Genomic DNA, 25,696 nt, shown 5'->3' with positions numbered 1-25,696 from the left:
GGGCGCAACCCCTGTGCGGGGTCGCAAGGGGTGTCCCCTTGAACTCCTCTCTCCTACTTCCCCTCTTGAGGGGGTAGGGGGGTGAATAGTTACGAATAAAAAACAGACAAGAGGTATAAAGCCCTTGTCTGCTTTTTGCGATTATTCTACTAATTCGTAACTACTTGGTAGGAGTAGGGGTAGCGCCCATATCGGCGAAGCCCTTTAGCATGGCTGACATCACGCCGGGTGTGGTTAAAGCCACCAGCATGGTTTTCTTGCCTTTCATTTGGTCAACCAACTTTTTAAGTCCGTCGGCATTCAATCCAGGGATGTTCATTTGGGTTGCCAGCGCTGAAGGGTCATCGGTGACTGGAGCAACGACGAAAAGGATATCAGAAGTATCACCTTTGGCATATAGCCCGCCAATTGCATCACCTTGTTTAGTGGGTTTGGTTTCTCCCGGTAAGGCAAAGACAAAGCCTGCCTTGATGGCGGCAGCGTCAAACGTGCTGGATACCTTGTCGGCGGTATCGTCGCAAACGTAGATTTTAAGGGCTGCGCCCGGTATTTGCTTCAAGCTATCGCCCAACGCCGCTACATCCACCGTAATCTCTTTCAAGCCGCTTATTCCTCCCAAACTGACCCCGCTTATATCGGCGGCGGCTGGAACAGGTGTAGCAGTAGGCGCGGGCGTAGCAGTGTTATCACCGCAAGCTGCGAGCGCAATGGAAAGAAGTAGAGATAAAGCTAATACGAATGATACTGCCACTTTCTTCTTGAGTAACATGAAAGTTCTCCTTGAGGGAAATGAAATGATGAATAGCGAAATACCTTCACATAATGCTTTCATCTATTATTAGCCCTAATTTTATCTAAAGCAATACCGATATGCTATGGACATGAGAATCCATTAGCGGTAATATTTCTCTACTTATTTGCTTTGGAGAGCTAAGAAGGTTTATAAAATAGAAGACTCGATCCCTGGAGAAGAATCGAGTCTTGTGCAGTTTTGCCCGTAACACTGTGGAGTAGTGTGAGGGGAATGGAACTATAAAGCTTTTGACTTCACAGCCCCGATTTGTTCTAAGCAGCTTTATCTTTTTTAACCATCTTCGGTATTACGAAGACATCCAGCAACATTGAAAACATGGTCATCATATGGATGATTACGCCAGTCCATGTGTTTTTGGTTTTATTGGTCAGATAACCTGCGATAAAGCCGATGGGAATTGCCATCGGACCAGCCATTAGAGCGCGTTCCTTGAAACTTACCGGCGCTACAAAGAAATGATTCAGCGCGTAAGGCAGAGTGGTTAGCATTAATGATTTACCGGTGCTAACTTTCTTGTCCTTGAGAGCCGAGATCATTATGCCGCGCCATAAAAATTCTTCTGCAAAGATGAGAACAGGGAACAGATACATCATTTTCTGTTTTACCAGAATGTTCTCCATCTCTTCCATTACTGCGCCACCACGTTTGTAATAGACGTAGGTATTGCCGACATCTGAGATGAACAGAATGCTGCCACCTATAAGCCCTAGCGCGGTTGCCTTACCGATATTATCTTTGGTAATATAGATGTCTTTCCAGCCATTTTGTTTTTTACCTAGATAAGCGGCAAGCCCGAACGAGCCAAACACATACAAAAACAGTGCAGGCCATTCTTTTAATTTGGTAAAGTGCCCTATTGCTCCTGAAGCCCAGATTGCGCCTACCAGTCCGCCCACCATTTTCAGACGTTTGTCTGCGCTTTTATTCTGATTTACTATTGAACCAGCAGCAACCTCAGAAGCCGATGCTTTGAGTAATAAACTAAGTTGTAGTGCAGTTTTAACGCTTTCGGTAGCAAGCTGAAGTTCATCATTAACTTTGGTCAGTACGCCCGGTTTCACATCAGAAAGAAGATTTTCTTCTATCGGATTACTGGTTTTTTTACCTGGCATTGAGAAAAGTTTTTTGGATTTTAACAGCTTGTACAAGCCAACTCCTCCTGCCAATCCGGTAGCTAGACCAGCGGCAAGCTTCATCTTCGACATCGTGTTTCCTCCTGTCCAGTCTGGCGGGTGGACTCCAATGCTTGAATAGTTATATCATCAAAGGTTAAAAATAACCGTAAAAAGAAGTAGAAAGTTGGTAAATATTTATTATGTTTGTGAAAATAGCTACGTTGAAATAAAATACACTATTATTTACCAAAATTTACATTTTTCTAGGTTATTCTTTGAAAAAACAAATGATTAGGAATGGAGGAAATAAAGCTGGATGGAAACCAACTCTCGTCGTCAGGTATTAATAATCCTGTTTCTTGGCGTGCTAATGGGTGCGCTCGATATTGCAATCGTTGGGCCGGCGTTGCCTGCTATTGGGCAAGATTTCGGAATTGACGAGCGGGGGCAATCTTGGTTGTTTACTAGCTATGTACTGTTAAATTTGACCGGCGCACCTTTGATGGCTAAACTGAGCGACCGCTACGGACGGCGCAATGTTTACTTATTGGATATAGCTTTGTTCGGGGCAGGTTCTTTATTGGTGGCGCTTGCTCCAAGCTATTGGCTATTGCTGGTCGGTCGTGCCGCACAAGGTTTAGGCGCAGGTGGTGTGTTCCCGGTGGCAAGCGCAGTTATAGGCGATACTTTCCCGGAAGATAAACGAGGCAGCGCTTTAGGTTTAATTGGGGCGGTATTTGGCATTTCCTTTATCATCGGACCGATTCTGGGCGGCATTTTGCTCTTGTTTAGTTGGAAATGGCTGTTCCTAATCAATGTACCGTTCGCATTATTTACTATCTGGATGGCAGCGCGTAAATTGCCAACCTCTCGCCCTGCTACCCGCCAACCTTTCGATGCTATGGGTATGCTGGTGCTGACGGTAATGTTGAGCGGCATGACCGTTGGTATCAGTCAGCTTGAAACTGGGGATTTGGTTTCCAGCCTGCTCTCATGGCAAGTTGGACCGTTCCTGCTGCTTACTTTAATTTGCATTCCACTCTTTATCTGGCGAGAAAAACGCGCCTCTGACCCGATCATTCATCCGCGCTTGCTGGGAACGAGACAAATGTTGCTGGTGAATGGGTTGTCCATTGGGGCGGGTGCGGGCGAGGGTGCGATGGTGTTTCTGCCGGCGATGGCGGTTGCCTCTTTTGCGATTACCAAATCTACCGCCAGTTTCCTTTTGATGCCGGTAGTGCTGGCAATGGCGGTTGGTTCACCTATGGCAGGTCGCTACCTCGACAAATTTGGCTCAAAAAAGGTTTTACTATTCGGTACTACTGCAACCACACTCGGCATCTTCGTTTTGGCATTGTTGGGCGACCAACTATGGGCTTTTATTGTCGCTGAAATGATAATCGGGCTTGGTTTGGGTGGGTTGCTGGGCGCGCCTTTGCGCTATATCTTGCTGGCGGAAGCCTCGCTAGAAGACCGCGCGGCGGCTCAGGGCATGCTTCCGGTCTCCTCCAGCGTTGGGCAACTCCTGAGCGGGGCGTTGGTAGGCGCAGTGGCGGATAGCTTGGGAGGCAGTGCAAGCGGCTACAAAGCAGCCTTTCTATGTGTGGCAATAGTGGTGCTGGTAATGGTGTTCTTGGCGCTGCAATTGAAGAATCAGCAGCAGGAACGAGCCGATATTCAGGCAACTAAAGAGTTGGAAAGGAAACTTGCGTTAAATCAACCCTAAAGCACCAAATACCAGACGCACAAAGAGAGTACGTATTTGCGCCAATTTCCCATTATTACGCCTGAATCGCGTCACGAATACACTTAAGGAAAAGCTTAGCTAAAACTTGAGGTTTGATTCAGGTCATAAAGCTCTTGCAATGGTATAATGCAATGGCTTTTTAAGTTTTGAATGATTATTGCTTGATTCAAGCTTTGTTATAGCATACATGCCTGAAAACACAATAAGACTTTAATGTTTTTTCACAAATGATATGGTAGAATGGTTTATGTGCTATAGATAAAAGCTATGAATAAGAAGAATTACTGCGATTTTTCGCATAATTAAGGAGTTGGTCTCTAAAAATGCAATTACAAACTAAGATGCCGGGGTTGGGTGTGGACTTCCACATGCATACCTTGGCAAGCGATGGGTTGTGGACTCCGCATACGTTGGTAGAAACTGCTGCTGCGCAAGGTGTGAGAATAATAACTGTAACCGATCACGATACTATCGGAAATGTTGAACCGGTGCGTTTGAAAGCTCAAGCGCAGGGCATCGGTTTTGTTCCCGGTCTGGAATTAACGGTAGGCTGGAAAGACTCGAATTATCACCTCTTGATGTTCAACTTTGATTCCTCTAATCCACATTTGAACGCCTTGCTAGAAGATACTCAATATCGGGTGCTTCAGAAAAAAGAAAGAATACTCAATTACCTTTACAAGTTAGGTTATAAGTTACACGGTCTTGATCAGGTACGCCGTCCCGATGGCGATTTTATGATTTACGACATTCCTCGCGCGTTGGTGCGTGGCGACGAAGTGCAAAGTTACGATCATGCTTATTCGGTTTGTATGGGCGGTGGTTTCGACGAAATCATTAACCAACCCGCCGAGTTAGGTTTTGAAATCGGTAATATGGCTGGTGCGGTTATGGTTTTGGCGCATCCCGGTAGAAGCGATCCCGGTATCTCCTATGCTTCTGACCATGTACTAGATGAGTTCGTTGAAATGGGCTTGGCTGGTGTAGAAGCTTACCACTATTCTCATGGCGGTGATGCCATAGAGCGGTTGGTACGGTTTGCTCGCAAACGCGATTTGGCGATCAGTTGCGGTTCGGACAGCCATAATGAGGCACGAAAACCAATGCCGTGGAACCCAGAGTTATGCCGTTCTTTGTTGGAGAGGCTGGATATAGATATATCCGAAGTAGCCGCCTAACCTATTTGAGAGATTCCAAAGATGCAGTAAAATTCTCAACGCCGAGAAATAAGGGTTCTTGTATCTGCTTCGGGACATACCACTGGTTAGAATTTTCCCACAACTAACCTGAACCACTTACGGAAATCAAAAAGGCTCACAACTCAACTGAGCGGCAAGCCTTTCGGATTTTTAAAGACTTCTTTTTAGGCGGCTGCCTCTTGGCGGCGGAACTGACTCATATACAGGTTGTAGAAGACTCCTTCAGCATCCAACAAATTCTGGAAATTGCCTCGTTCCACGATTTCGCCATCTTTCAGCACCAAAATCTGATCGGCGTTTTTGATGGTACTGAGCCGATGGGCTATTACAAAGCTGGTTCGCCCTTGTAACAACTTTTCAAGCGCGGCTTGTATCATGCGTTCGGTGCGCGTATCCACGCTCGAAGTAGCTTCATCCAGTATCAGAATACGCGGATTTGCCATTGCCGCCCGCGCAATGGAGATTAGCTGACGTTGCCCCTGACTCAAGCCCCGTCCGCGTTCGCCCAACACCGTATTGTAGCCTTCCGGCAGATTTTCAATGAAGGTATCGGCACGTGCAAGGCGTGCGGCTTCTTTCACCTCTTCATCGGTAGCAGACGGATTACCAAAGCGGATATTGTTCATAACGGTGTCGCTGAACAGGAAGCTATCCTGCAAAACAATACCGATTTGGCGTCGCAAACTGGCAGCGGTTACATCGCGCACATCTTTGCCATCAATGCTGATTTTGCCGCTCGTTACTTCGTAGAAACGTGGAATCAGATTAATAATCGTGGTTTTACCCGCTCCGGTTGGACCTACGATGGCGATAGTTTTGCCTGCTTCAACCGAGAAGCTTATGTTTTTCAGCACCGTTTCGCCCGCTACATATTCTGCGCTAACCTGCTCAAATACAATATCGCCCTTGATGGGAGGCATTTGGATTGCATTCGGCTTATCCACAATTTCCAGCTTTTCGTCCAGCAAGCCAAAGATACGCTCTGCTCCCGCGATTGCGCTCTGGATATTTACCCACAACACTGAGATTTGCTGAATTGGCTGGTTCAATCGCTGGATGTAGTTCAGGAAGGTTATGACCAATCCTAGCGAAAGCGACGTACCTAACAAATCTTGCCCACGCAGCAACAAAATCCCGCCAACCCCGGTTACTATGGCTAGCGCGATGTAACCAAGTCCTTCAAGAGTAGGCGCGAGTGCACTGGTGAAAGCTACCGCTTTGATATTGGCATCGCGGTTAGCGGCGTTGACATTGCGGAAATTCTCCAGATTTTCGTCTTCGCGTGAGAAAGCCTGTACCTCGCGTACTCCCGATATACTTTGCTGCAATTCGGCGTTTACGTTGCCCATTTGCAAACGAGAGCGGCGGAAGGCTTTACGAGCTTGCCCAGAGAACCATGTGGTGGAAATAATCATGAATGGCACAATGGTAAGGCATATTAAGGCAAAAATTAAGCTTTTGGTGAGCATATTAAAAATAACCCACACTATCAGCATTACGCCTGCCATTACGTTTACCAAGGCAAAGCTGATTGCCTGCTGGATAGTTTCCGAGTCGTTGGTAATACGGCTCATCAGGTCGCCTACTTCGTGTTTCGAGTAGAAGCCTAGCGACAGGTTATGCAAGTGATCGAAAAGATCAACTCGCATGCGCTTCAACACTTTCTGACCAGCCCAACCCATGGCAAAGAAGACCATACCATTGGCAATCGCGCCTAGCAAAAATAGCCCCAACAATTTTGCTACCAGCCAGCCCAACCCTGCAACCCGGTCTGCACTGTTCAAATTGTGAGCGTTTGGATCATATGTGCAGTTGGGCACGCTTTGAGCCAGTAAGCTGCCTCCTTCGCCCTGTTGTGCGGCAGCAGGAGCGGTAAGATAGCAGTCCACCGCTTGTCCGATTAGGTCTGGTACCATTACTTGAGACCAGACCGAGATAATTACCAGGGTGATTGCTATTACCAGCACGAGACTATAGGGTTTGAAATAACCGGCAAAGCGCTTTAACGTTTTGCTGATACGCTGTGGTTTAATGAATTCGCGATCCATCAAACCACGTGCATGCATGCCCCCTCCCATCATAATCGAGCCTCCTGTTCTACCAGTTCGCCCGCGTCTTCGGAATGGGCGTCATCTACCAGTTGTGATTGATAAATCTGGGCATATATTTCGCTATTTTCCATCAATTCTTCGTGAGTACCACGTGCTACTACCACACCTTTATCCAGTACTAAAATCTGGTCTGCATTCAATACAGTGCTGATACGTTGCGCAATTACAAAACTGGTGCGTCCTTGCATCAAGCGATCTAGCGCCTTCTGGATGTGATATTCAGTTGCCAAATCTACGCTACTGGTAGAATCATCCAGTATCAGGATGTGCGGGTCTAGCAACAGCGCTCTGGCGATGGCAATACGTTGTTTCTGACCACCACTAAGGGTCGAACCACGCTCTCCTACAATCGTATCGTAACCGTCCGGGAATTCCATGATGAAATCGTGGGCAGCGGCAGCTTTTGCTGCTTCAATGACTTCTTCCATAGTAGCATCGGAACGACCGAACGCGATATTATCGTGGATAGTGCCGGTAAAGAGGTTGGTTTCCTGTAGCACAATTCCGATTTGTCGCCGCATAGATTCGATAGTTACATCGCGAATATTGATACCGTCTATCAATATCTGACCTTCGGTGGGGTCATAGAAACGGGGCAGCAGGTTTATAATGGTAGTTTTACCGCTTCCGGTTGCGCCAAGTAAGGCGAAAGTTTGTCCCGGTTTGGCTACCAAACTGACCCTGCTCAAAACAGGCTTATCCCCACCGGGATACTTGAAAGTAACATCGCGGAATTCCACCTCACCTTGAATTGTGGGTAAAACCGATGCACCGGGTTTATCGGTCACATCATTTTGAGCATCCAGAATTTCAAAAATGCGGGTGGCTGATGCGGCAGCTTGCGACATTTGCGTAATAATCATGCCGAGTTGCGCCAGCGGAAAGAACACAAAGCTGAGGTAAAGGCTGAACTGCTGGTATTGTCCTAGCGATAGAGTGTTATCAATAATCATCCAGCCACCCACAAATAGCACCAGCGCTTGCCCGAAGTTTGCAATAAAGAAGACCATCGGGAATAGAAAGCTGAAAATTCGCGCTACCCGGATTTGCTGCTGCATTTGTTCTTCGGCAGCTACATTAAATTTAGCGCGTTCTTCCGGCTCACGCGCAAAGGCTTTTACCACTTTGATGCCCGCTAGGTTTTCCTGCAAAATGGTATTAAGGGCTGACAGCTTTTGCTGTAATATCATAAACAAGGGGCGCGTAAACATACCGAAGCCTAAAAACAAGGCGAACGCCAGCGGTAGGATTGGAAGTATTGCCAGCGCCAAGCCGAAATTATTTAAAAACAGGATTAAGATAGTGCCGAGAAACAGTACCAACGCGGATACTGTCATTAGTAAACCTTGTCCGATAAAGAGGCGCACCTTTTCCACATCGTCGGTAGCCCGAATCATCAATTGCCCAGTTTGATGCTTATCGTGGTAGCTGAAGGAAAGGCGCTGGATTTTTGCGTACAAGTCGTTACGCATATCGTAAGAAACACTCTGGGAAAGTTTCTCACCGTTATAGGCTTGTAGGAAGGCGAAAATCCCTCGTATTAGCGCGAATCCTACTATTGCCAGTCCTGCAATAATAATATTTCGTTCGGCATTCCCGTTATTATCAAGTATTTGCTGGTGCGACAAACCCAAACGGGTTTCAATTGCAGCTTGAAAGGTGGTTGGTACTGCCAGAATCTTTTGAGCAAGTACCCCATTAGTTACTGCGTCAATGACATTACGTACAAGGGTAGGAACTGCAAGTTGTGCAATTGAAGCCAGCACTAGCGCACCGTAAGCTATCCACATTATACGCGGATAGTGGTTGTTATAGCTGAGCGCACGCCGTAATGCCTTCATGCTAGGCTTTGGTTGGTCAGATCGTCTTCTCATCATCATTTGTATAATATGCTTTCTTTGGACTTACCGACAGCTTATACTAACTGCTCTTAATCAAAGGCTAACTTATTATGGTTGTTTTTGTGATTTAAATCAATTTATGCAAGTGTACACAATCGTACTGGCTGCAATAATTTATAATAGCAGAACATATGTAACGGCTAATGATAGATTTATAATAGAGATTGTGCAATCGGCAAAAATGATTATTTTATTCCAGTGAGGGTGATGCCTTCAATGAAGAAACGCTGTGCCAGCAAGTATAAAATTACCACCGGTAGCATGGCGAGAAGCGCCGCCGCCATCATTAGTTCCCATTGTGGATTGATGCTACCACGCAAAAAGCGAATCCCTTGTGCTACGGTGTAAAGCGACTGGTCTCTGATGTAAATCTGGGGGGTGAGGTAATCGTTCCAAGTATTCTGAAAAGTCAACACCGCTACTGCCGCTTCTGCCGGAAGAATGAGCGGCATCATGATGCGGAAAATGATTTGCGGTGTGTTTGCGCCGTCAATACGGGCAGCTTCCTCAAACTCAATCGGTATGGTCATCAGGAATTGGCGCAACAGGAAGATATTGAAAGCGTTGCCGAAGAAGGCGGGTACAATTACAGGTAAGAGCGTATCTATCCAGCCCAAAAAATTGAAAAGTGCGAAGGTGGGAACCATTGTAACCGGAAAGGGAATCATCATGGTTGCCAACAGAACGATAAACAATAGGTTTTTGCCGGGGGCGCGTAAACGGGCAAAGCCGTATGCCACGAACGTACTGGAAACCATTGTACCGACCACGTTTAGAATGGTAATTACAAAGCTGTTCAGGTAAAGTTTGCCGAAATCCAATCCGGTGTAAGTGAAAGAGCGCGGGTAATTGCTCCACTCAAACGGGTCGGGCAACCAATCCGGCGAGGATACCTGATAGGAAGGCTTGAGCGAGGTTAGAAACATCCAGACCAGCGGTAAGATATAGAGCAGTGAACCCACCGCTAGGACGGTATAAATTACAAACAGTCCCCCGATTCTACGCCATGAGCGTGTACCGCTGAGCGGGATAGCTTCGGCGGCAAAGCGTTTACCGAACAAGCCTCTCACTTGCGCCTCTCCTTTCCAGCCTCATTTTCGTAATAAACCCATGCGCTAGATGAGCGAACAACCAGCAAGGTAAACAGCAAAATTATTATAAACAGTATCCATGCCAACGCTGCTGCGTAGCCCGCTTCCTGATTTACAAAGGCGCGGCGGTACAAATACACCAGATAAAAGAGTGTGGAGTCGAGCGGACCGCCTCCAGTTGCCACCGCTGCGGTGGTATAGCTCTGGAAGGTTTGAATTAGCACCAGCACCAGATTAAAGAAGATGGTGGGCGAGAGCATCGGGATTGTGATATACCTGAAGCGACCGAATTTTCCTGCGCCGTCCAGTTCGGCTGCCTCGTAAAACTGTTCGGGGATGCCTTTCAAGCCCGCGATATAGGTTATCAGGCTGCTGCCCAATCCCCACAAGCTCATTATTACCAGCGCGTACAAAGCGGTATTGGGGTCGGAGAGCCAGCGCGGACCTTTGATTCCCAAGCCATCTAATAGGTTGTTAATCAGCCCTTTGTCCGGCTCGAACAGCCAGACCCACAGCACTACATAGGCAGTGCCGGAGAGAATGGCGGGTAGGTAGAAGATGGTACGGAAGAAGCTAACTCCCTTGATTTTCTGCGCTAGTAGTAATGCTACCCCAAGCGAGATGATTTGCGAGAGCGGTACATATAGGGCGGCAAAGGTGAAAGTTACCCGTAAAGATGTCCAGAAAGCCTCGTCCTCCATTATGCGTTCGTAATTGCGCGTCCCTACCCACTTGATAGGGGTAAAGTAATCCCAGCGCGTAAAACTGAGCAAGAACGAAGCCAGCATAGGACCTGCCACGAACACCACAAAGCCAATGAGCCAAGGGGAGATGCAGAGGTAAAAGGCTATAGCTTCCCGGCGGTTGAAGGCGGCTCTTTTGTTCCAGACAGGCTCGGTTGCTGCAAGAGGTTTAGCGGATTTTATCATTTTCAAACGGAACTCCTGCTCGGTAAACAGGTTTGTTTACTGATGGTTCTGACGCGAGGCAATTATACCAGTAAAAGAGACACCCTGCGTTTCCACAGGATGCCTCTTGCTGTTTTAAGAGCTACTTATTTGAATCAATCTTGTCTTTAAGGGCTTTATCGGCTTTGGTGGCAGCATCTTTCAAAGTCGCCGAGATGTCAGCTTTGGGGTCGGTGATGACTTTGGTAAGAGCGTCGCCCAATTCTTTCGCGCCCGCGCTGTTCCAGTACGGGGTGAAGTTAGCCGTGATGGGCTTGAAAAACTCGGTTTGAGCAGTCCAAACTTTGTCCAGCGCGTTGGTGTTCTTGTCGGCAATGGATTTCAGCGGAGTCAAACCCCAATCCTTGAAGAACTGCCCGCCACCATCAGGACTGACGAAGAAACTCAGCACTTTCCAAGCTGCGTCTTTGTTCGCGCTCTTGGAATAGATGCCGAAACCGCCCCAGTTGATGGCGTTTGCTTTTTGAGTGCCTTTAGGCAACCCAACTACCCCAATATTGTTGGTCAACTTGGGATTTTTTAGCAGGGTAGCTTGTGGCCAGCGTCCGTCAATCAATAAAGCGGCAGTACCGTTCGCGAAATTGTCATTACCACCCTTCCACTTGTTAATGTCCGAAGGGGGCGCCGCGTAACCGTTGCGATACAAATCTGCTACTAGGGTCAGGGCTTTAGCTGAGGCTTCGCTATCCAAAAAGCCGGAGTATTTGGAACCGTCTGCTGCAATCAGGGTTGCGCCCTGAGTGAAAGCAATTGCTTCAAAACCGCGCTGCCAAGCGGCGGTCAGTTGCGCCCCATATTGGGTCACCTTACCGCTGCTATCCTTCACGGTCAGCTTTTGGGCGGCAGCTTTGAAATCGTCCCATGTCCAGTTTTCGGTAGGTTCGGCTACGCCAGCCGCTTTCAAGAGTTCCTTGTTGTAATAAACAGCTACCGGGCTGAAGTCTTTGGGGAACAGATACTGCTTACCGGCTTGCTGCCCCGGTTGTAAAGTGTTGGGCAGGAAGACCGAAGTATCAAGCTTTACGCCGGGAACGGCAGTACCGTTGATATAGGGGGTTAGGTCTTCGTATGCGCCTTTCTTCACAAAGTCGGCAACCTCATCATCCCCGATGAAAATCAGGTCGGGGGCTTTGCCGGAGGCTACCTGAGTTAGTAGCGAACCGTAGTAGTCAGAGTCGGTTACCGGCTCAACTTTAATGTCGATTCCGGGATAGACTTTCTTGAAGGCTTCAATAGTTTGGTTGTAGGGGGCTAAACCATCCCCGCTGTCGCCTGTACCGATGCGAATCGTAACAGTCTTACCGGATGCAGCGGTGGTGGTAGCCGCCCCTGCGGTAGTAGCGGCGGCAGTAGTGCCAGCCGCAGTAGTAGCGCCTGCGGTAGTGGCTGCCGCTGCGGTGGTAGCAGCTTTGGTAGCGGCGGCGGTAGTAGCCGGTACGGGAGTGGCAGTATTATCCCCGCATGCGGCAACTGCCAGACTTAACAACAAAGTAATCAGTGCCAACGCTAACAGCCGTTGTTTTGTACGCATTACTTTTCTCCTTCCTTTTGTTTTCAATTTGTAGGTAATGAAACTCTAAACATACTACTGATACTTATAAATGCGTTCTAAACATATTAAAAATAACATCTATTGCAAATAATTGCAATTAACTATTTTTGCGTTCTGTACTGACATTTCTGACAACCGCTCCAGATTAAAATGGCATACGAGCTTCGTAATAACAACTATAATAAGATAACTTAGTTTACCAACTTTGTCAAGAATTTGTTTTAGGGCATCAGGGCTGTTGCAAGAAACATTTTTAGGGCAATAACCTGCTGCTGCTGTCGGAGGGGTGGAGAGAGGGCGAGTTCAGAGGACACCCCTTGCAACTGCCCTATTTAGAGCATTTTGGATTGTAATATACACCCTAATTCAAAGGTAAAGGGTGTGCTATAATTGCTAAAATCAAGGGTTTAATTAGTTAGTCTTAGGCGTTTTAATTTTCATAGGCATCGTTTTTCCTAATTGTATTAGTGTTGGAGTATTTTCCATTTACAGGGAAGTAAATGGAAAAAAGGGCAAAGCACCTAGAAAGTCCTGAACACATGAAAAAAATATCGTTTCTGCTTCTAATGTTTGAACTTGGTTTGCTCACCTTATCGGCTTATTCACCCCCTCTCACAAAAGCTTCTACCACCCCCAATTTTATTGATACTTCCTTTGCCGATACCTGGAACAGGAGTGACAAAGCGGTGTCAGAAATGCCCGGTGTGGGGCGAGGTTATACTTGGGGTCCTGAATATTTCACCGATAAGGCAGTTTATTCTGAAGCCTATAACCAAGGCAATCGGCAGGTGCAATATTTCGACAAGGCGCGCATGGAAATAAACTCCAATGCCAAGCCGGGTGACCTTTTCTACGTAACTACCGGGCTGTTGGTAAAAGAATTGGTTACCGGGATGCGTCAGGATGGTGACACAACCTTTACGCCCTACCCCCCTAGCAATATACAAGTAGCGGGTGACCCGAACGATAACGGGCTGAACGCGATTGCGCCCACTTACGCCAGTTTTCGAAAGGTAATAACCTTTAACGGCACTGAAAACAGTGCACCCAATCGGGTTTCTGCAATAATTTCCGAAAACATCGATCGCTCTGGAACGGTAAAATCGGTTACTCCGCCCGAAGTGCGCTATCTAAAAACATTCGATAATAATACCAATCACAACATTGCTGATGTTTTCGTAGATTTTGGCAATCAAAATGGATTGGTTTGGCAAAATAATAGTTTCATACAAGACTCGGTTTTTTACCATAATCCCACTTATGTGCTTGGTCTGCCTGTTACCGAGCCTTACTGGACGCAAGCGATGGTGGGCGGCGAGTTACGTGATGTATTGGTGCAACTATTTGAACGCCGTACTTTGACTTATACGCCCTCCAACCCGCCCGGTTTTAAGGTAGAGATGGGCAATGTGGGGCAGCACTATTTTCGCTGGCGTTATTTAGAGAATAATACACAGTCCACCCCTGCTACAACTCCATCTACCCCAACAACAGCGGATATTTCAGGGCTTGATTTTGGCTCAAATGCGCTGACGAACCTGTATAACCTGCCTAATATCGGCGCATATACCCAAACCTATGTAACCTCAAGCCATGATCCCTATGGCGGAAACTGGGATCGTACCAATGTGTTGTATCGCGAAGGCGATAGCCGATATGTGATTTTTGATGAGAAGGGCGCTGGTTCTATCTATCGCATCTGGATGACCAAAGAGCCGACTAACGATACCATTGGAAATATCCTGTTCTATTTTGATGATGAAGATACTCCTCGTGTGAATCTGAACTATCAAGATTTCTTCTCCGGTAAAACTGCGCCATTTCTTACCCCTTTGGTTGGCAATAATCAGGTGTCGAGCGGTGGCTTTTATAGTTACGTTCCGATTAGTTATGGCAAAAGGCTGAAAATTGTCACTACCAAATTGCCCGAATTTTTCCAGATTGATTATCAACGGCTGGCAGGTGTAGCAAATGTTCCTTCCTTTACCGGAAAAGAAGATCTTAGTAGCTTAGTCAGTTACTTTTCCGGTGTCGGTGCAGACCCAAAACCTGCCAATCCCGGCAGGCAACTCATCAAGGGTAGCGGAACTCTGAACGGCAATGGAGAATTAATCTTGCCGCAATTGCAAGGTCCTGCGGTTATCAGTTCCATCAAGCTCAAAATGAACTTTAACAATAATGAAGTCGTCGCTCAAACCAACCTTAAAATCTGGTGGGACAAGCGCCCATGGACACAGGTTGATGCACCGCTCGACTTCTTCTTTGGAAGTGCCGAGGGTGAGCAACGGGTAAACGGTTTGTTGGCAGGTATGGATCCCACCACTCACCAATATTACTTTTACTTGCCTATGCCTTTCCGATCTGAGGCTAAAATAAGTCTTGCCAATCATAGTACTACCCCCGCAACAGTGGAATGGGAAATTGCCGTTGACCCTGACCCTGATGGCAAATTGGTAAAAGCAAACACGGGCTACTTTAATGCCACTTTTAAAGATCAATCTGATCTCCCCGATGGCTCAGATTACAAGGTTCTGAACCTGAAAAACACGCGCGGCAAGTTCGTGGGGTTGGTAATGCGTTACTGGTCGCATTATTCGGCGATGGAAGGCGATGATCGCGTTTATATTGATGGTAGCGCTACCCCTCATATTTACGGTACAGGTTTTGAGGATTTCTTTAATGGCGGTTGGGGCTTTGAGAAAGGTCCATTCTCGCTTCCTTTGCATGGTTCTATGGCTCCTTACTGGCCCCCGCCATTCCCGCTATATTTTGGTAGGTCGGGTTATCGTTTTATGCTCGGTGATGCAATCACTTTCAACTCTGCGCTGGAATTTGGCTTTGAACATGGTTATATGGGCAAGAATACCGGCGCACCCAATGAAAATTACCGCAGCCTTGCGTTCTGGTATGGTCTAGACAACAGCACTTTGCAATTAACCGACAGCCTGAATGTTGGTCCAGAAAATAAAGTAGCCGAAACGGCACATTCCTATACTGCTACCGGCAAGGATTTCAGTGGTAGGCTTGATACCTTCTACGAAGGCGACCGTTATCTCAATAGAATCGGCGATGATGGCTACAAATTACACGGTTACAGCGAGTTTACCATTAGCATCCAACCTGACAACAACGGGGTAATTTTACGCCGCCGGATGGACTATGGCGATTTGAACCAACAAGGTAGGGTTTACGTGGATGGGCAACCGGTGGGACTGTGGTATTCTGCTGGTCAGTTTACCAGTTCTATTCGCTGGCGTGACGAGGATTTTGTAATTCCCACCTCTTTCACTACAGGCAAATCTTCGATTAAGGTTCGAATCGAAAATGCCAGTACTTCGCCTTGGAGTGAGTTCTATTATTGGGTTTACACCCTTAAAAAAGGGCTTGGTTACTTACCGGGCAACAACTAACCCGCTATTTAATGAGTGCAACAATATCAAAAAATACAAAGCAGGCAAGGATTTATACTCCTTGCCTGTTTTGCCTATTATATGATTTTATTCTTGGTAGTTTGATGTATTTGTATGTCAGCGGCTAACTCAGGAAATTCCCGATCAATCCGAAAAGCGTAACCGTCCCAATAACCGTCACGTTCAGGTATAAAACGGCGGGGAGCAGCTATATTAGTGGAGAACGCCGTTGCTTTCATCCGTTTTTGAGTTTCAAGCCGAAGTTCTTCAGGTTTACGGCGCAGCACCTCCTCAACCGATATCGGTGGCAGTATATGCATGTTCATATGCTGACCGTAACGCAACTGTGGAGAGAAGGGATATTCCCACACCCGATGGCTTCCGGTCAATACCACCGGTAGGATTGGACGCTTGAAGTGGCGCGCCAACGCAAATGCCCCGGCTGTAAAGTCTATTTCTATTCCAAGAATGCTGCCTTGTGGGAAAATTACCAAGCTTTCGCCATTTTCAAACACTTTCCCGGCTTGGCGCAATAACTGGCGGTAGCTACTGACTCCTCGTTCGGGGCAGATTTCAACTTGTCCGGTGTCGCGCAGAAACGGACCGAGCCAGTCCCATTCGTGAAAAAGCTCATCTCTGGCTACAAAGCGCATTTGCAACGGTAGCTCTACCAACCCCAGAAAATCGGCAAAGCCCTCATGCAGCGGTGTAACAACATACTGCTCTAGCGGGTCAATCAGGTTTAATCCCTTAATCTCTAACCGAATGTCGAGATGATGACGCATACGACGTGCTAACCAGCGTAAAGTATTCCACATCGCTCTGCGCTCTCCTCTTCGCCCTAACCAGCGAATCATCTGGGCGGGAACGCCCATATATAACGCCGCCCCTGCCAGTGTACGCAGATAAGTAGCGGTATTAGGCAGCGCTATTTTGCCACCGGGCAACTTATAAGGTAGCGAAGGTTTTGGCTTGCTTAGAGATTTATCCAATAAGGATGTCATCAGGTTAGTTTAACCACTTGTTTGCCGAAGTTTTCGCCTTTCAACATTCCAATGAAAGCGGCGGGCGCATTCTCCAATCCTTCTGCTACGCTCTCACGGTATTTTAACTGACCTTCTGCTACAAGTTTTTCAAGTTGTGGCAGGATTTCAGCCCACTTTTCGAGGTGATCTGAAATGATAAAGCCTTGTAGCCTAGCTCGATTTACCAGCAACGAACGCACATTACGGATGCCGTGAGGCTCACTTTGGTTGTACTGCGAGATTACGCCACACAGGGCGATGCGGGAAAATGGGTTCAGGCTGGCTAAAACCAAATCGAGAATCTCGCCGCCCACATTATCGAAATACACATCTACCCCATCCGGGATAGCCGCTTTAAAAGCTTGCCTGAAATCGGGGCTTTTATAATCAATGCATGCGTCAAAGCCCAATGTTTCTGTCACATAATCGCACTTGGCTTTCCCACCTGCGATTCCCACTACCCGGCAGCCTTTCAGCTTTGCCAATTGCCCGACTACACTACCCACTGCGCCGGAAGCCGCCGAGACAACCACAGTTTCGCTCGCTTTGGGTTGTCCTATTTCATTTAATCCATACCAAGCGGTTACACCGGGCATCCCCACTATGCCCAAATAAGCGGAAAGCGGTACTTTTGTAGTTTCCACCTTACGTAGGTTTTTGCCTTTAGTAACGCCATAAAGCTGCCAACTCAATGAACCCGTAACTAAATCACCCGGTTTCAAGCCGGCATAGTTTGATTCGAGTACCTCGCCTACCGTTCCGCCTACCATTACCTGCCCGAGTTCGACATAAGGTGCGTAAGATTTAACCGCATCCATGCGCATTCGCATATAAGGGTCAAGCGAGAGATATGAATTTCTTACCAATACCTCGCCCTCATCCGGCGCATCTAAAATCGTTTCGACCAATCTAAAGTTGCTTTCTTCTACCCACCCGATTGGACGGCTCGCTAACACAATCTGTTTATTCTTAATCTGCTCCATTTTATCTCCTCTGTTATATTCATTGAAAATGATACAATACCACCAGTACCATCGATGGGTACAAAGAATTAAGGTTTAAGTTGGAATGCCGATGAAAAGTCACGCGGCAGCGGGAGTATAATACCGATAGAGAATAATGGTGGTGGCGCGTTTGAATTATAACAAACGTTACACCTTTTACTGAGAAAGGTTTTGGCGATGCATGAAGCGGCGGCAATGAAAGGCGTAATTACGGCGGCGTTGGAAAATTTTGTCCAATCCGGTGCGATGCGTATTCTTGAGGTAGAGATGGTTCTGAGCAGAGCCGACCACTTTACCGAAGAAGCCGCTCGTACTTATTTTGAGGCTCTTACTCCCGGTACGCCTTTGGAAGGTGTGCCCTTGCGAATTGCATGGCAACCGGCAACCTATCGCTGTTTCAATTGCTTGAAGCAATTTGAAAGCGATCTCCCTTCCGAAGAAGCGGTTTGCCCTGAATGCAACGGCGCTGCAATTGAGGTCGAGCATCGCCACGATTGTTACCTGAGTGGTTTGGAAGTAGAGTTTAGCGATAAGGTATAGACTGAAGGGTAATTTTGCGTCAGTTCGATAAATACAGGCGCAAAATTGCCAGCCCGCCTTGCGTTAAACCAAAGCCACCCGGATAGAAAGCGTAAAGCGGTTTCCATGTAGGTAAAAACTTCCGCTTGAAATCGTGCAACCCTTCAAAGTCATAATAATTATGTAAGTACTGCTTGACTTGTTTGAGCATCCAACCCGCGCTTAGCATGCCTTCCTGCTTATTGTCAGCAGTGAGCGGTGATGCGCCCAGCGATATTGTGCTGTAACCCTCTTCTCGAAACGCAAGCGCCGAACGCGCAATCAGAAATTCCATTATGCCCGGCATCGCCTCGTTTCTACGCCGCATCAGGTCAAGTGTCCAGCCGTTGGCAGTATAGCGCGGCAACCAGCTCACCATTCCGTGTACCTTGCCTACCTTGTCTATGGCGTAATAACTTCTGACTTCGGGATTTTGCAGGCTGGCGATAGTACCGAGCGTGAAGCCCAGTTCGGGCATGTTTTTATTGCGCACCCACTCCCGCGAGATTTGCCGAAACTGAGCCATTATTTCATGATTTTCTGGAAAAAATTGGCAAAACTGGATTTCTTCACGATTGGCGCGATTCAGTGAAGTGCGTACATCCTGCCAATTTTTACCCTTGAACTCTAGCAATTCCAGTTCGATGGCAGCATCCTCCGCCACCTGCACTCCTTTGTAACCCAAGGTGCGGTAATGCCGATGCGGTTTTTCTATGGAGAAAAAAACCGGAATCCATCTTTTGCGGCGACAGGCAGCGCTGAACTCTGATATGCACCTTTTGATTGCTTCCGGTTGTCCGGTTGGGTCGCCTACCGTAATTGCTGCGCCGAAATTTACCCGATAGGCTACAAAAGCCTGCCCGGTACTCTCAAAAAACAAACGGTTATCAGGGTTTAGCATTAGGTAGGAAAGGGAGTGATTTCCCCACTCTTGCAGAAGTTGCCGGGCTTGTTCGCGGCGCGTTTCCATTAGAAGTTGCAGGGGAGAAAGTAGATTGTCGCTTGCTATTTCCGAAGCTTCAAGGTTTACCATGTATTAGAATTGTCCGCCCGATCGCTATTATAAGATGTATTTGAGATATAATATTGCTCACTATATTTTAAGGGGCAAATTAGGTTGTAAAATTTAATTAGCGTCAATAAACCGAATCGTTAGAGTGGTATTACATAGAGGTAAATTTGAAACTAACACTGGCTAGTTGGAACGTCAATTCTGTAAATATCCGGCTTCCACATCTCGTGCGTTGGCTCGAATCGCGCCAACCCGATGTGCTGTGCTTGCAGGAAATTAAATGCACCGATGATAAATTTCCCGTAGCGGCGATTGCGCCAACCGGATATAGCAGTTTTGTGTTTGGTCAACCGGGCTATAATGGCGTGGCATTGCTGGTTAAAACTTCGCTGGCAGAGCAAGTAGCCGATTTGCAAATCGGCTTTCCCGGTGATACCACTGATCCTTCACGCCGTTTAGTTGCGGCTACTGTCGCCGGGGTGCGGGTAATTAATGTATATGTTCCAAACGGGCAGGAAGTAGGCAGTGAGAAATTTGCTTATAAGCTGGATTGGTTCACAAAGCTTCGGGAAGATTTAATTTCTCACTGGAATCCGGCGCAAAAGCTGGCAATTCTCGGAGATTTTAACGTTGCGCCTGCCTCTGTGGATGTGCATGACCCCAAGGCACGCGAAGGGAAAATTCTTGTCAGCCAACCTGAGCGTGACGCGCTGGAGAGTTTGAAAACTTGGGGTTTGTATGACTCTTTCCGCACATTGAACCCGGATAAAGTGGCGTATTCGTGGTGGGATTATCGCGAAAACTCGTTTCGGCGCAATCTGGGGTTGCGGATTGACCATATTTTGGTGAGCGAGAGCTTGCTGCAAAGTTGCCGTGCTTCTGAGATAGACCCAGAACCGCGCAGTTGGGAACGTCCTTCCGATCACACTCCCGTTTTTGCCGTTTTTGAGTAATTTGCAAATAAAAACCCCGCTTCGGTTCAAGAAACGGGGTTTTTTAGGTCTAGGGCTTGTTTCTATCAGATTAGCCTTTAACGCCTCCGGCAGTTAAACCGGATACAATATAGCGTTGCAGAGCTAGATAAACTATCGAAACGGGCAAAGCCACCAATAAGGCGAAAGCGCAGAATTGATCCCACGGTGTGGAACGAGCATATTGTCCTGACATCTGCGAAAGTGCCATTGCCAGCGTAAAATCTTTCGGGTTGGTGAGAAACTGCCATGAAAAATAGAATTCAGTCCAGCCACCGATAAAACCAAACAGGGCGGTTACTGCCAGCGCCGGAGTCGAGAGTGGCAGAATTATCTGGAAAAAAATCTGGTTGCGGTTTGCGCCATCAATCATGCCAGCTTCCTCAAGGTCTTTTGGAATAGTATCCAGAAAGCCTTTGAGGTTCCATGTGGCAAAAGGCAAAAGACCGGAAGTAATAGCTAGACCAACCCCCCACAGAGAGTTGCGCAGATTAAACTCGCCGACTTGTATCCGGTTCATAAAGGCGAAAAGCGGCGCAATAGTGGCTACCGAAGGAAGCATCAATACTGCCAATATTGCCAAAAACACAACACTGCGTCCGGGAAACTTAAAGCGGGAAAAGGCGTAGGCGGCGCTGACCCCTAGCAAGACTGATGCAAAAGAAGCGCCTGCCGCTAGCTTGAAGCTGTTGAAGGTTAGCTCAATAAAAGAGATAGGGTTGGTAGTAGGCTTATCCAGCACTTTCTGATATGCCTCAAATGTAATCGCGCCTTCCGGTAAAAACCCGGTTATACGTTTTGAGGTGCTAATTGATTGGCTTACCACCCATGCAATTGGGAATAGTACGGTAAAGGCAACAAAAAGGCACAAAGCCTGATAAAGTAATTGCTTATACCATTTGAGTGGGCGACCAATTGCGCCCTTCATTTTAATTTCTGCGCTTGTAACGGCTTTTGTCTGTACGGCTGTAGCGTCAACTGTCATTGTTCATACTCCCTTCTAATCTGCCGATGCGGTTGCTTTGGTTATTCTGGTGGTAATCAGGCTGATTGTCAGCAGAATAAAGAACATATAGATAGCAAAAGCCGCGCCGATGCCGTATAGCTGATTAACATTAACCAGCTTAAAGGCTTGCGTCACCAGCAATTCGGTACGCCCAAAGGGACGACCTTCCGACATAAAGTAAGAGAGATGGAACAGGTTAAAGGTGGTAATGAAACCGTACACTGCAAAAGGTATCATTGCAACCCGCAACATCGGTACTGTAATATTGAAAAACTGTTGGCTACCACTCGCGCCATCTACAGTCGCTGCCTCATAAAGGTCTTTGGGAATACTCTGAAGTGCGCCTGTTGCCACCACCGAGTTAAGCGGCCATCCCAACCAGATATTCGTAAATAAAAGCGCGTAGTAAGCAACCGGAAGCCACATGAAATCGCCCTGTGAATTTTCCAGCCAAGGGATATTTACGATGCTTACTCCATTGACATTTTTAGCCAGCCCTATTGGGCCTAAAAAGAAACCGAGCAGAATATTAAAGACACCGGTATCGGTATCAAAAATCTTTTTCCAGACTGTTGCTATAATGATGGCGGGAATAACCACCGGTAGAATATAAACCGCCCGATATATTCGCTTGAACCACAGCCCCTCAATATTCAGTAAGACCGCGATGAGAACCCCTATTACCACGTGAAAAATCACGTTAGAAAGCGCCCACCACAGGTTGAAGGTTAGAGTCCCTACGAAATCAAAGGAAGGAATAACGTTTTTAATAGTGTCCCCGTTCAGGATATGGATATAGTTATCCAGCCCAACCCAGTTGGCAGCCGGGGCATCGTACTTCAGGTTCTTTAAACCGTAATCGGTAAAAGACATATATATCTGAAAACCGAGCGGAAACAGCGTAATAACTGCCATTACCAATACTGCCGGCAGAATGTACATATAAGCGGTACGGGTATCTCTGGAACGAACCCAGAAACTCGCGCGTTCAGCCTTTGGTACGGCAGAAACGTTTTTTATAGCCATAGACCTATCCTCAAGAGCAGATTTATTTAATAAAATTGGCTTTGCCGTGACGGGCAGAGTTTAGAGTGTAGGGTTTAAGCCCGTATTATTTTTTGGTCAAACGTGAAAAAGGTGAGAGAGGTTGAGCAACCACTCCATTAAAGGAACATAAAAACCTTATCATAATAAAAACGATTATGCAATTCTAATAGGAATGGGTCTTGCTGCAATACAGCAAAACCCATTTTCCTAACTAACGCTACTTGCCGTTAGCCTTATTCATCTGAGAGCAGGCATCTGCTACCGCTTTGACCGGGTCTGAACCCTTGTCAAGGACGAGCGAGTAAGCATCGCCGAAAGGAGTCCAGAAGTTATCCAACGACTTGGATTGCGGACGAGGCAGCCCAGTGGCTACCGCAGTGGCAAAGCCCTGTGAAATCGGGTCGGTAACTTTCAGGGTTTTGTCAGCCGGGATATGACCAACTGCGATAAAGAGATTCTCAATCTTGGGAGAGGTCATATAGAGCGCGAAGTTAATCGCGTTCTGTAATTTCTCGCCTTTGAGGTTCGGGTTGATGTACCAACCGTCAACGCCGGTTAATGGGTTGGCAGCGCCTTTAGCCCCGGCAGGAATTGCTGCAATACCGAGTTTGTCGCCTAGCGCCTTGGTGAAGTCGGCAGTCATCCAGGGACCTTCTACAACCGCGTCAATCTGACCGTTCTGGAAAGCCTGATGCAATTTGTCGGCATCAGAAAGGAACTGTGCGCCAGCCGCTTTCAAATCTTGAAGATACTTGAGAGCATCGGAAAATCCGCCCTGATCGGCTACGCATTTGCCGCTGTCATCCAGCAACTTTCCACCGAAAGCACCAGTCCAACCGAAGTTGTGATACGCGCTGGTTTGGAAGCCGAACTTGGTTCCGGCTTTAGCAGCGGCGAGCAATTCATCGGTGGTTTTGGGAACGGTTTTAACCTTGTCCTTGTTGTAGAACATTGCTACGGCTTTGAGCGATTCAGGCACCATATACAGCTTGCCATCTACTTTAGAACCGTTTACCGCTACCGGCAAAATGTTATCTAGCTTGCCCTTCAACGCTTCGTCAAGGTTCGCAACTAAGTTAGCGCGGGCTTCGGAGCCGAGGCTGTCGTTAGGGCCGATGAACAGGTCAGGTCCGCCGCCGGCGGCAACTTCGGTTTCCCACTTTTTGTAAAGTTGGTCGAACGGAACATCCAGCGGAGCAGTCTGAAGGCTTGGGTAATCCTTCTGGAATTGAACTAGCCCTGCTGCCAGAGCATCCGCTTCGCCGCCTTTACCGCCGGAGCCGTATGCGTGCCAGAAGCTAATATTTCCGGTTATAGCGGGCAACGCTGCTGCCGCCGCAGTGGTGGTAGCCGCTGCTGCAGTAGTAGTCGCAGCTGCGGTGGTAGCCGCTGCCGCAGTGGTAGCTGCCGCTGCAGTAGTCGCAGCTGCGGTGGTAGCCGCCGCAGTGGTAGCCGCTTTAGTAGCTGCCGCAGTAGTAGCCGGTACGGGCGTAGCAGTGTTATCACCGCAAGCCGCTAACATAACTGTGATGGTTAAAGCTACCATCAATGCCGAAATAAACTTAAACAACTTTTTAGTTGCCACTTTTCTCCTCCTTGCAAGAGTGAGACTACAAAATTAAATTAACAAACGTCAACCGGAATCTTTTAGATTCCGGAGGATAAAATTAGCGAGGAGAGATTTGCTCAACCAAGTGAGCAAGCCGACCTTTGCAGTTCGTTTAGGAGAGATATTGGTATGAACTGTCAAAAGTAAAAATTATGGCTTAGAGAGGTGGAATTCGTAGATGAAGCTATCTAATAAAAAACAAAAACCACTATAAGGGGCTTCTATGCCCTACCAGACGGCTTCATTCACTGAAAACCACACTAGCCTGTAACTAAAGATAATTGCGGGCCTTTAAAGACCTCTTGTAATACCAGCATTGCGGCTCCAACTGCAACCGCTTCTCTCCCCAACTTTCCGGGTACAATTTGCATTCCTTGAAACGATGCCACCAGACTACGGTCTTTAGCCGTTTGTTTTATCTGATTAAGTATTACCTCACCCACAGCAGCGACACCGCCGCCAAGAATAATCATACTGGGGTTAAAGAGATTTACGAGTGTGGCGAGAGCGATACCAATATATCGTCCTGCATCACTAATGACCTCCACTGAAAGGCGATCACCAGAGGCTGCTGCTTCCCCGATTACAGCTACGGTAAGGTCATCTGGCTCGCCAATTTTGGTCAGAATAGTATCTCTACCTGCTTGAATCGCCAGCTTAATGCGATTAATAATTGCTGGAGCGCCTGCCATACTTTCCAGACAACCAAAACTACCGCAACGACAGGGAGGCCCATCGCGTGTAATGGTAATATGCCCGATTTCACCGGCACTCCCGTTTGCCCCGCGAAATATTTTCCCATCTACAACCATGCCACAGCCAATACCGGTACCGATTTTAACATAGGCAAGATTGTTTTGTCCTAATCCTGCGCCGCGCCATCTTTCGCCAATAGCGCCCAGATTAGCATCGTTATCGACCAGTACCGGAAGCTGGAATTCTTCAGAAAGATAACGGCGTAAAGGAAATTTGTTCCAACCCGGCATCAACGGTGGCATTACCACCGTGCCAGTTTCAAAATCAAGAGGACCTGTTACACCTAACCCAATTCCATATAGCCGTTTATTTTTGAGGAATTCACTCTCTAAAATTTGTCTTATTAGCTCTACCAGAATTGGTATGCCTATTTCTGGCCCATTTTCTACCGAGAACTCGGCGTTAAATTCGGCAACCGGGTTTCCTTCAAGATCGGCGAGTAATGCCAATATATGGTTTGCGCCCATATCAATACCCAGCACATATGCGACGCTGTAATTGAAATTAACCATTATTGGGCGACGGCCACCCTTGCTTTCACCGATTCCAGATTCTTGGACTATGCCTTCATCAAGCAGAGATGAGATAATATTACTAACGGCAGAGCGACTTAGTTGCGTACGCAATGCAATTTCTGCTCGCGAAATACTACCTTCCTGACGGATAAAATTCAGCACTATGCTGCGATTTAATTCGCCAATTAGTCCTGCATCGGCTTTGCCTTTATGGGTACCGTTAATCCAGCTTGTTGTATGATTAACGCTATCTTTTACCATCTATTTGGCATTATCAGGATATTT

At 47.3% G+C, this 25,696-nt stretch carries 19 protein-coding genes; 5 read left to right on the top strand and 14 right to left on the bottom strand.

Features of this window, described 5'->3' with window-relative positions:
* Positions 1-160: 160 nt before the first annotated feature.
* Both OZ401_RS14475 and OZ401_RS14470 read right to left on the bottom strand, forming a co-directional pair.
* Positions 161-769 carry a hypothetical protein gene (locus OZ401_RS14475; protein WP_341471174.1) on the bottom strand — a complete coding sequence of 203 codons (609 nt, stop codon included), beginning with the start codon at positions 767-769 and terminating at the stop codon, positions 161-163.
* 296 nt (positions 770-1,065) lie between these two features.
* Positions 1,066-2,019 carry a CPBP family intramembrane glutamic endopeptidase gene (locus OZ401_RS14470; protein ID WP_341471173.1) on the bottom strand — a complete coding sequence of 318 codons (954 nt, stop codon included), beginning with the start codon at positions 2,017-2,019 and terminating at the stop codon, positions 1,066-1,068.
* 226 nt (positions 2,020-2,245) lie between these two features.
* Here OZ401_RS14470 and OZ401_RS14465 point away from each other — a divergent pair, with 226 nt between their 5' ends.
* Positions 2,246-3,655, top strand: a complete 1,410-nt coding sequence (locus OZ401_RS14465) for an MFS transporter (RefSeq protein ID WP_341471172.1) — start codon at positions 2,246-2,248, stop codon at positions 3,653-3,655.
* A gap of 344 nt (positions 3,656-3,999) precedes the next feature.
* Positions 4,000-4,854 (top strand): PHP domain-containing protein, encoded by an 855-nt coding sequence (locus OZ401_RS14460; protein ID WP_341471171.1) that lies wholly within the window; start codon positions 4,000-4,002, stop codon positions 4,852-4,854.
* 185 nt (positions 4,855-5,039) lie between these two features.
* On the opposite strand, the gene OZ401_RS14455 is transcribed toward OZ401_RS14460, so the two are convergent.
* The 5 genes from OZ401_RS14455 to OZ401_RS14435 all read right to left on the bottom strand — a co-directional run bounded on the left by OZ401_RS14455 (position 5,040) and on the right by OZ401_RS14435 (position 12,477).
* Positions 5,040-6,956: an ABC transporter ATP-binding protein gene (locus OZ401_RS14455; RefSeq protein ID WP_341471170.1), complete on the bottom strand. Its 1,917-nt coding sequence runs from the start codon at positions 6,954-6,956 to the stop codon at positions 5,040-5,042.
* Complete coding sequence (locus tag OZ401_RS14450) at positions 6,953-8,866, bottom strand: ABC transporter ATP-binding protein (protein WP_341471169.1); 1,914 nt, start codon at positions 8,864-8,866, stop codon at positions 6,953-6,955. The genes OZ401_RS14455 and OZ401_RS14450 overlap by 4 nt, the downstream gene beginning before the upstream one ends.
* Positions 8,867-9,072: 206 nt before the next feature.
* Positions 9,073-9,957, bottom strand: coding sequence for a carbohydrate ABC transporter permease (locus tag OZ401_RS14445; protein WP_341471168.1), 885 nt, complete (start codon positions 9,955-9,957; stop codon positions 9,073-9,075).
* Positions 9,954-10,907 (bottom strand): carbohydrate ABC transporter permease, encoded by a 954-nt coding sequence (locus tag OZ401_RS14440; protein ID WP_341471167.1) that lies wholly within the window; start codon positions 10,905-10,907, stop codon positions 9,954-9,956. Before OZ401_RS14440 ends, OZ401_RS14445 begins: the two co-directional genes overlap by 4 nt.
* 121 nt (positions 10,908-11,028) lie before the next feature.
* A complete protein-coding gene (locus OZ401_RS14435; RefSeq protein WP_341471166.1) occupies positions 11,029-12,477 on the bottom strand; it encodes an ABC transporter substrate-binding protein in 1,449 nt (482 codons plus the stop codon).
* 560 nt (positions 12,478-13,037) lie between these two features.
* On the opposite strand from OZ401_RS14435, the gene OZ401_RS14430 reads away from it, so the two are divergent.
* Positions 13,038-15,908, top strand: coding sequence for a DUF2961 domain-containing protein (locus tag OZ401_RS14430; protein ID WP_341471165.1), 2,871 nt, complete (start codon positions 13,038-13,040; stop codon positions 15,906-15,908).
* Between the two features lie 77 nt (positions 15,909-15,985).
* Here the strand turns inward: OZ401_RS14430 and OZ401_RS14425 are convergent, their stop codons facing one another.
* Complete coding sequence (locus OZ401_RS14425) at positions 15,986-16,912, bottom strand: lysophospholipid acyltransferase family protein (RefSeq protein WP_341471164.1); 927 nt, start codon at positions 16,910-16,912, stop codon at positions 15,986-15,988.
* Positions 16,912-17,916 (bottom strand): NADP-dependent oxidoreductase, encoded by a 1,005-nt coding sequence (locus tag OZ401_RS14420; protein ID WP_341471163.1) that lies wholly within the window; start codon positions 17,914-17,916, stop codon positions 16,912-16,914. Before OZ401_RS14420 ends, OZ401_RS14425 begins: the two co-directional genes overlap by 1 nt.
* 198 nt (positions 17,917-18,114) lie before the next feature.
* Here OZ401_RS14420 and OZ401_RS14415 point away from each other — a divergent pair, with 198 nt between their 5' ends.
* Positions 18,115-18,477, top strand: a complete 363-nt coding sequence (locus OZ401_RS14415) for a hydrogenase maturation nickel metallochaperone HypA/HybF (RefSeq protein WP_341471820.1) — start codon at positions 18,115-18,117, stop codon at positions 18,475-18,477.
* 19 nt (positions 18,478-18,496) lie between these two features.
* On the opposite strand, the gene OZ401_RS14410 is transcribed toward OZ401_RS14415, so the two are convergent.
* A complete protein-coding gene (locus OZ401_RS14410; protein WP_341471162.1) occupies positions 18,497-19,528 on the bottom strand; it encodes a bifunctional lysylphosphatidylglycerol flippase/synthetase MprF in 1,032 nt (343 codons plus the stop codon).
* Positions 19,529-19,674: 146 nt separating this feature from the next.
* Here OZ401_RS14410 and xth point away from each other — a divergent pair, with 146 nt between their 5' ends.
* Positions 19,675-20,460 carry an exodeoxyribonuclease III gene (gene xth, locus OZ401_RS14405; protein WP_341471161.1) on the top strand — a complete coding sequence of 262 codons (786 nt, stop codon included), beginning with the start codon at positions 19,675-19,677 and terminating at the stop codon, positions 20,458-20,460.
* 70 nt (positions 20,461-20,530) lie between these two features.
* On the opposite strand, the gene OZ401_RS14400 is transcribed toward xth, so the two are convergent.
* The 4 genes from OZ401_RS14400 to OZ401_RS14385 form a co-directional block, all read right to left on the bottom strand.
* Positions 20,531-21,463, bottom strand: coding sequence for a sugar ABC transporter permease (locus OZ401_RS14400; RefSeq protein WP_341471160.1), 933 nt, complete (start codon positions 21,461-21,463; stop codon positions 20,531-20,533).
* Between the two features lie 15 nt (positions 21,464-21,478).
* Entirely contained in the window at positions 21,479-22,510 is a 1,032-nt protein-coding gene (locus OZ401_RS14395) for a carbohydrate ABC transporter permease (protein WP_341471159.1), read from the bottom strand.
* A 238-nt stretch (positions 22,511-22,748) separates the two neighbouring features.
* The gene (locus OZ401_RS14390; protein WP_341471158.1) at positions 22,749-24,116 is read right to left on the bottom strand and encodes a sugar ABC transporter substrate-binding protein; all 1,368 of its coding nucleotides are present in this window, start codon (positions 24,114-24,116) and stop codon (positions 22,749-22,751) included.
* 284 nt (positions 24,117-24,400) lie between these two features.
* A complete protein-coding gene (locus OZ401_RS14385) occupies positions 24,401-25,672 on the bottom strand; it encodes an ROK family transcriptional regulator (protein WP_341471157.1) in 1,272 nt (423 codons plus the stop codon).
* Between the last annotated feature and the right edge of the window lie 24 nt (positions 25,673-25,696).

The organism is Candidatus Chlorohelix allophototropha (assembly GCF_030389965.1).
GTDB lineage: Bacteria > Chloroflexota > Chloroflexia > Chloroheliales > Chloroheliaceae > Chlorohelix > Chlorohelix allophototropha.
This window is presented reverse-complemented; position numbering and strand designations above follow the sequence as displayed.

Excerpts from the sequence above, each read along its gene's own strand:
- OZ401_RS14475 (WP_341471174.1), bottom strand. The coding sequence starts at position 769 with ATGTTACTCAAGAAGAAAGTGGCAGTATCATTCGTATTAGCTTTATCT.
- OZ401_RS14470 (WP_341471173.1), bottom strand. The coding sequence starts at position 2,019 with ATGTCGAAGATGAAGCTTGCCGCTGGTCTAGCTACCGGATTGGCAGGA.
- OZ401_RS14465 (WP_341471172.1), top strand. The coding sequence starts at position 2,246 with ATGGAAACCAACTCTCGTCGTCAGGTATTAATAATCCTGTTTCTTGGC.
- OZ401_RS14460 (WP_341471171.1), top strand. The coding sequence starts at position 4,000 with ATGCAATTACAAACTAAGATGCCGGGGTTGGGTGTGGACTTCCACATG.
- OZ401_RS14455 (WP_341471170.1), bottom strand. The coding sequence starts at position 6,956 with ATGATGGGAGGGGGCATGCATGCACGTGGTTTGATGGATCGCGAATTC.
- OZ401_RS14450 (WP_341471169.1), bottom strand. The coding sequence starts at position 8,866 with ATGATGATGAGAAGACGATCTGACCAACCAAAGCCTAGCATGAAGGCA.
- OZ401_RS14440 (WP_341471167.1), bottom strand. The coding sequence starts at position 10,907 with ATGATAAAATCCGCTAAACCTCTTGCAGCAACCGAGCCTGTCTGGAAC.
- OZ401_RS14435 (WP_341471166.1), bottom strand. The coding sequence starts at position 12,477 with ATGCGTACAAAACAACGGCTGTTAGCGTTGGCACTGATTACTTTGTTG.
- OZ401_RS14430 (WP_341471165.1), top strand. The coding sequence starts at position 13,038 with ATGAAAAAAATATCGTTTCTGCTTCTAATGTTTGAACTTGGTTTGCTC.
- OZ401_RS14425 (WP_341471164.1), bottom strand. The coding sequence starts at position 16,912 with ATGACATCCTTATTGGATAAATCTCTAAGCAAGCCAAAACCTTCGCTA.
- OZ401_RS14420 (WP_341471163.1), bottom strand. The coding sequence starts at position 17,916 with ATGGAGCAGATTAAGAATAAACAGATTGTGTTAGCGAGCCGTCCAATC.
- OZ401_RS14415 (WP_341471820.1), top strand. The coding sequence starts at position 18,115 with ATGCATGAAGCGGCGGCAATGAAAGGCGTAATTACGGCGGCGTTGGAA.
- OZ401_RS14410 (WP_341471162.1), bottom strand. The coding sequence starts at position 19,528 with ATGGTAAACCTTGAAGCTTCGGAAATAGCAAGCGACAATCTACTTTCT.
- OZ401_RS14400 (WP_341471160.1), bottom strand. The coding sequence starts at position 21,463 with ATGACAGTTGACGCTACAGCCGTACAGACAAAAGCCGTTACAAGCGCA.
- OZ401_RS14395 (WP_341471159.1), bottom strand. The coding sequence starts at position 22,510 with ATGGCTATAAAAAACGTTTCTGCCGTACCAAAGGCTGAACGCGCGAGT.
- OZ401_RS14385 (WP_341471157.1), bottom strand. The coding sequence starts at position 25,672 with ATGGTAAAAGATAGCGTTAATCATACAACAAGCTGGATTAACGGTACC.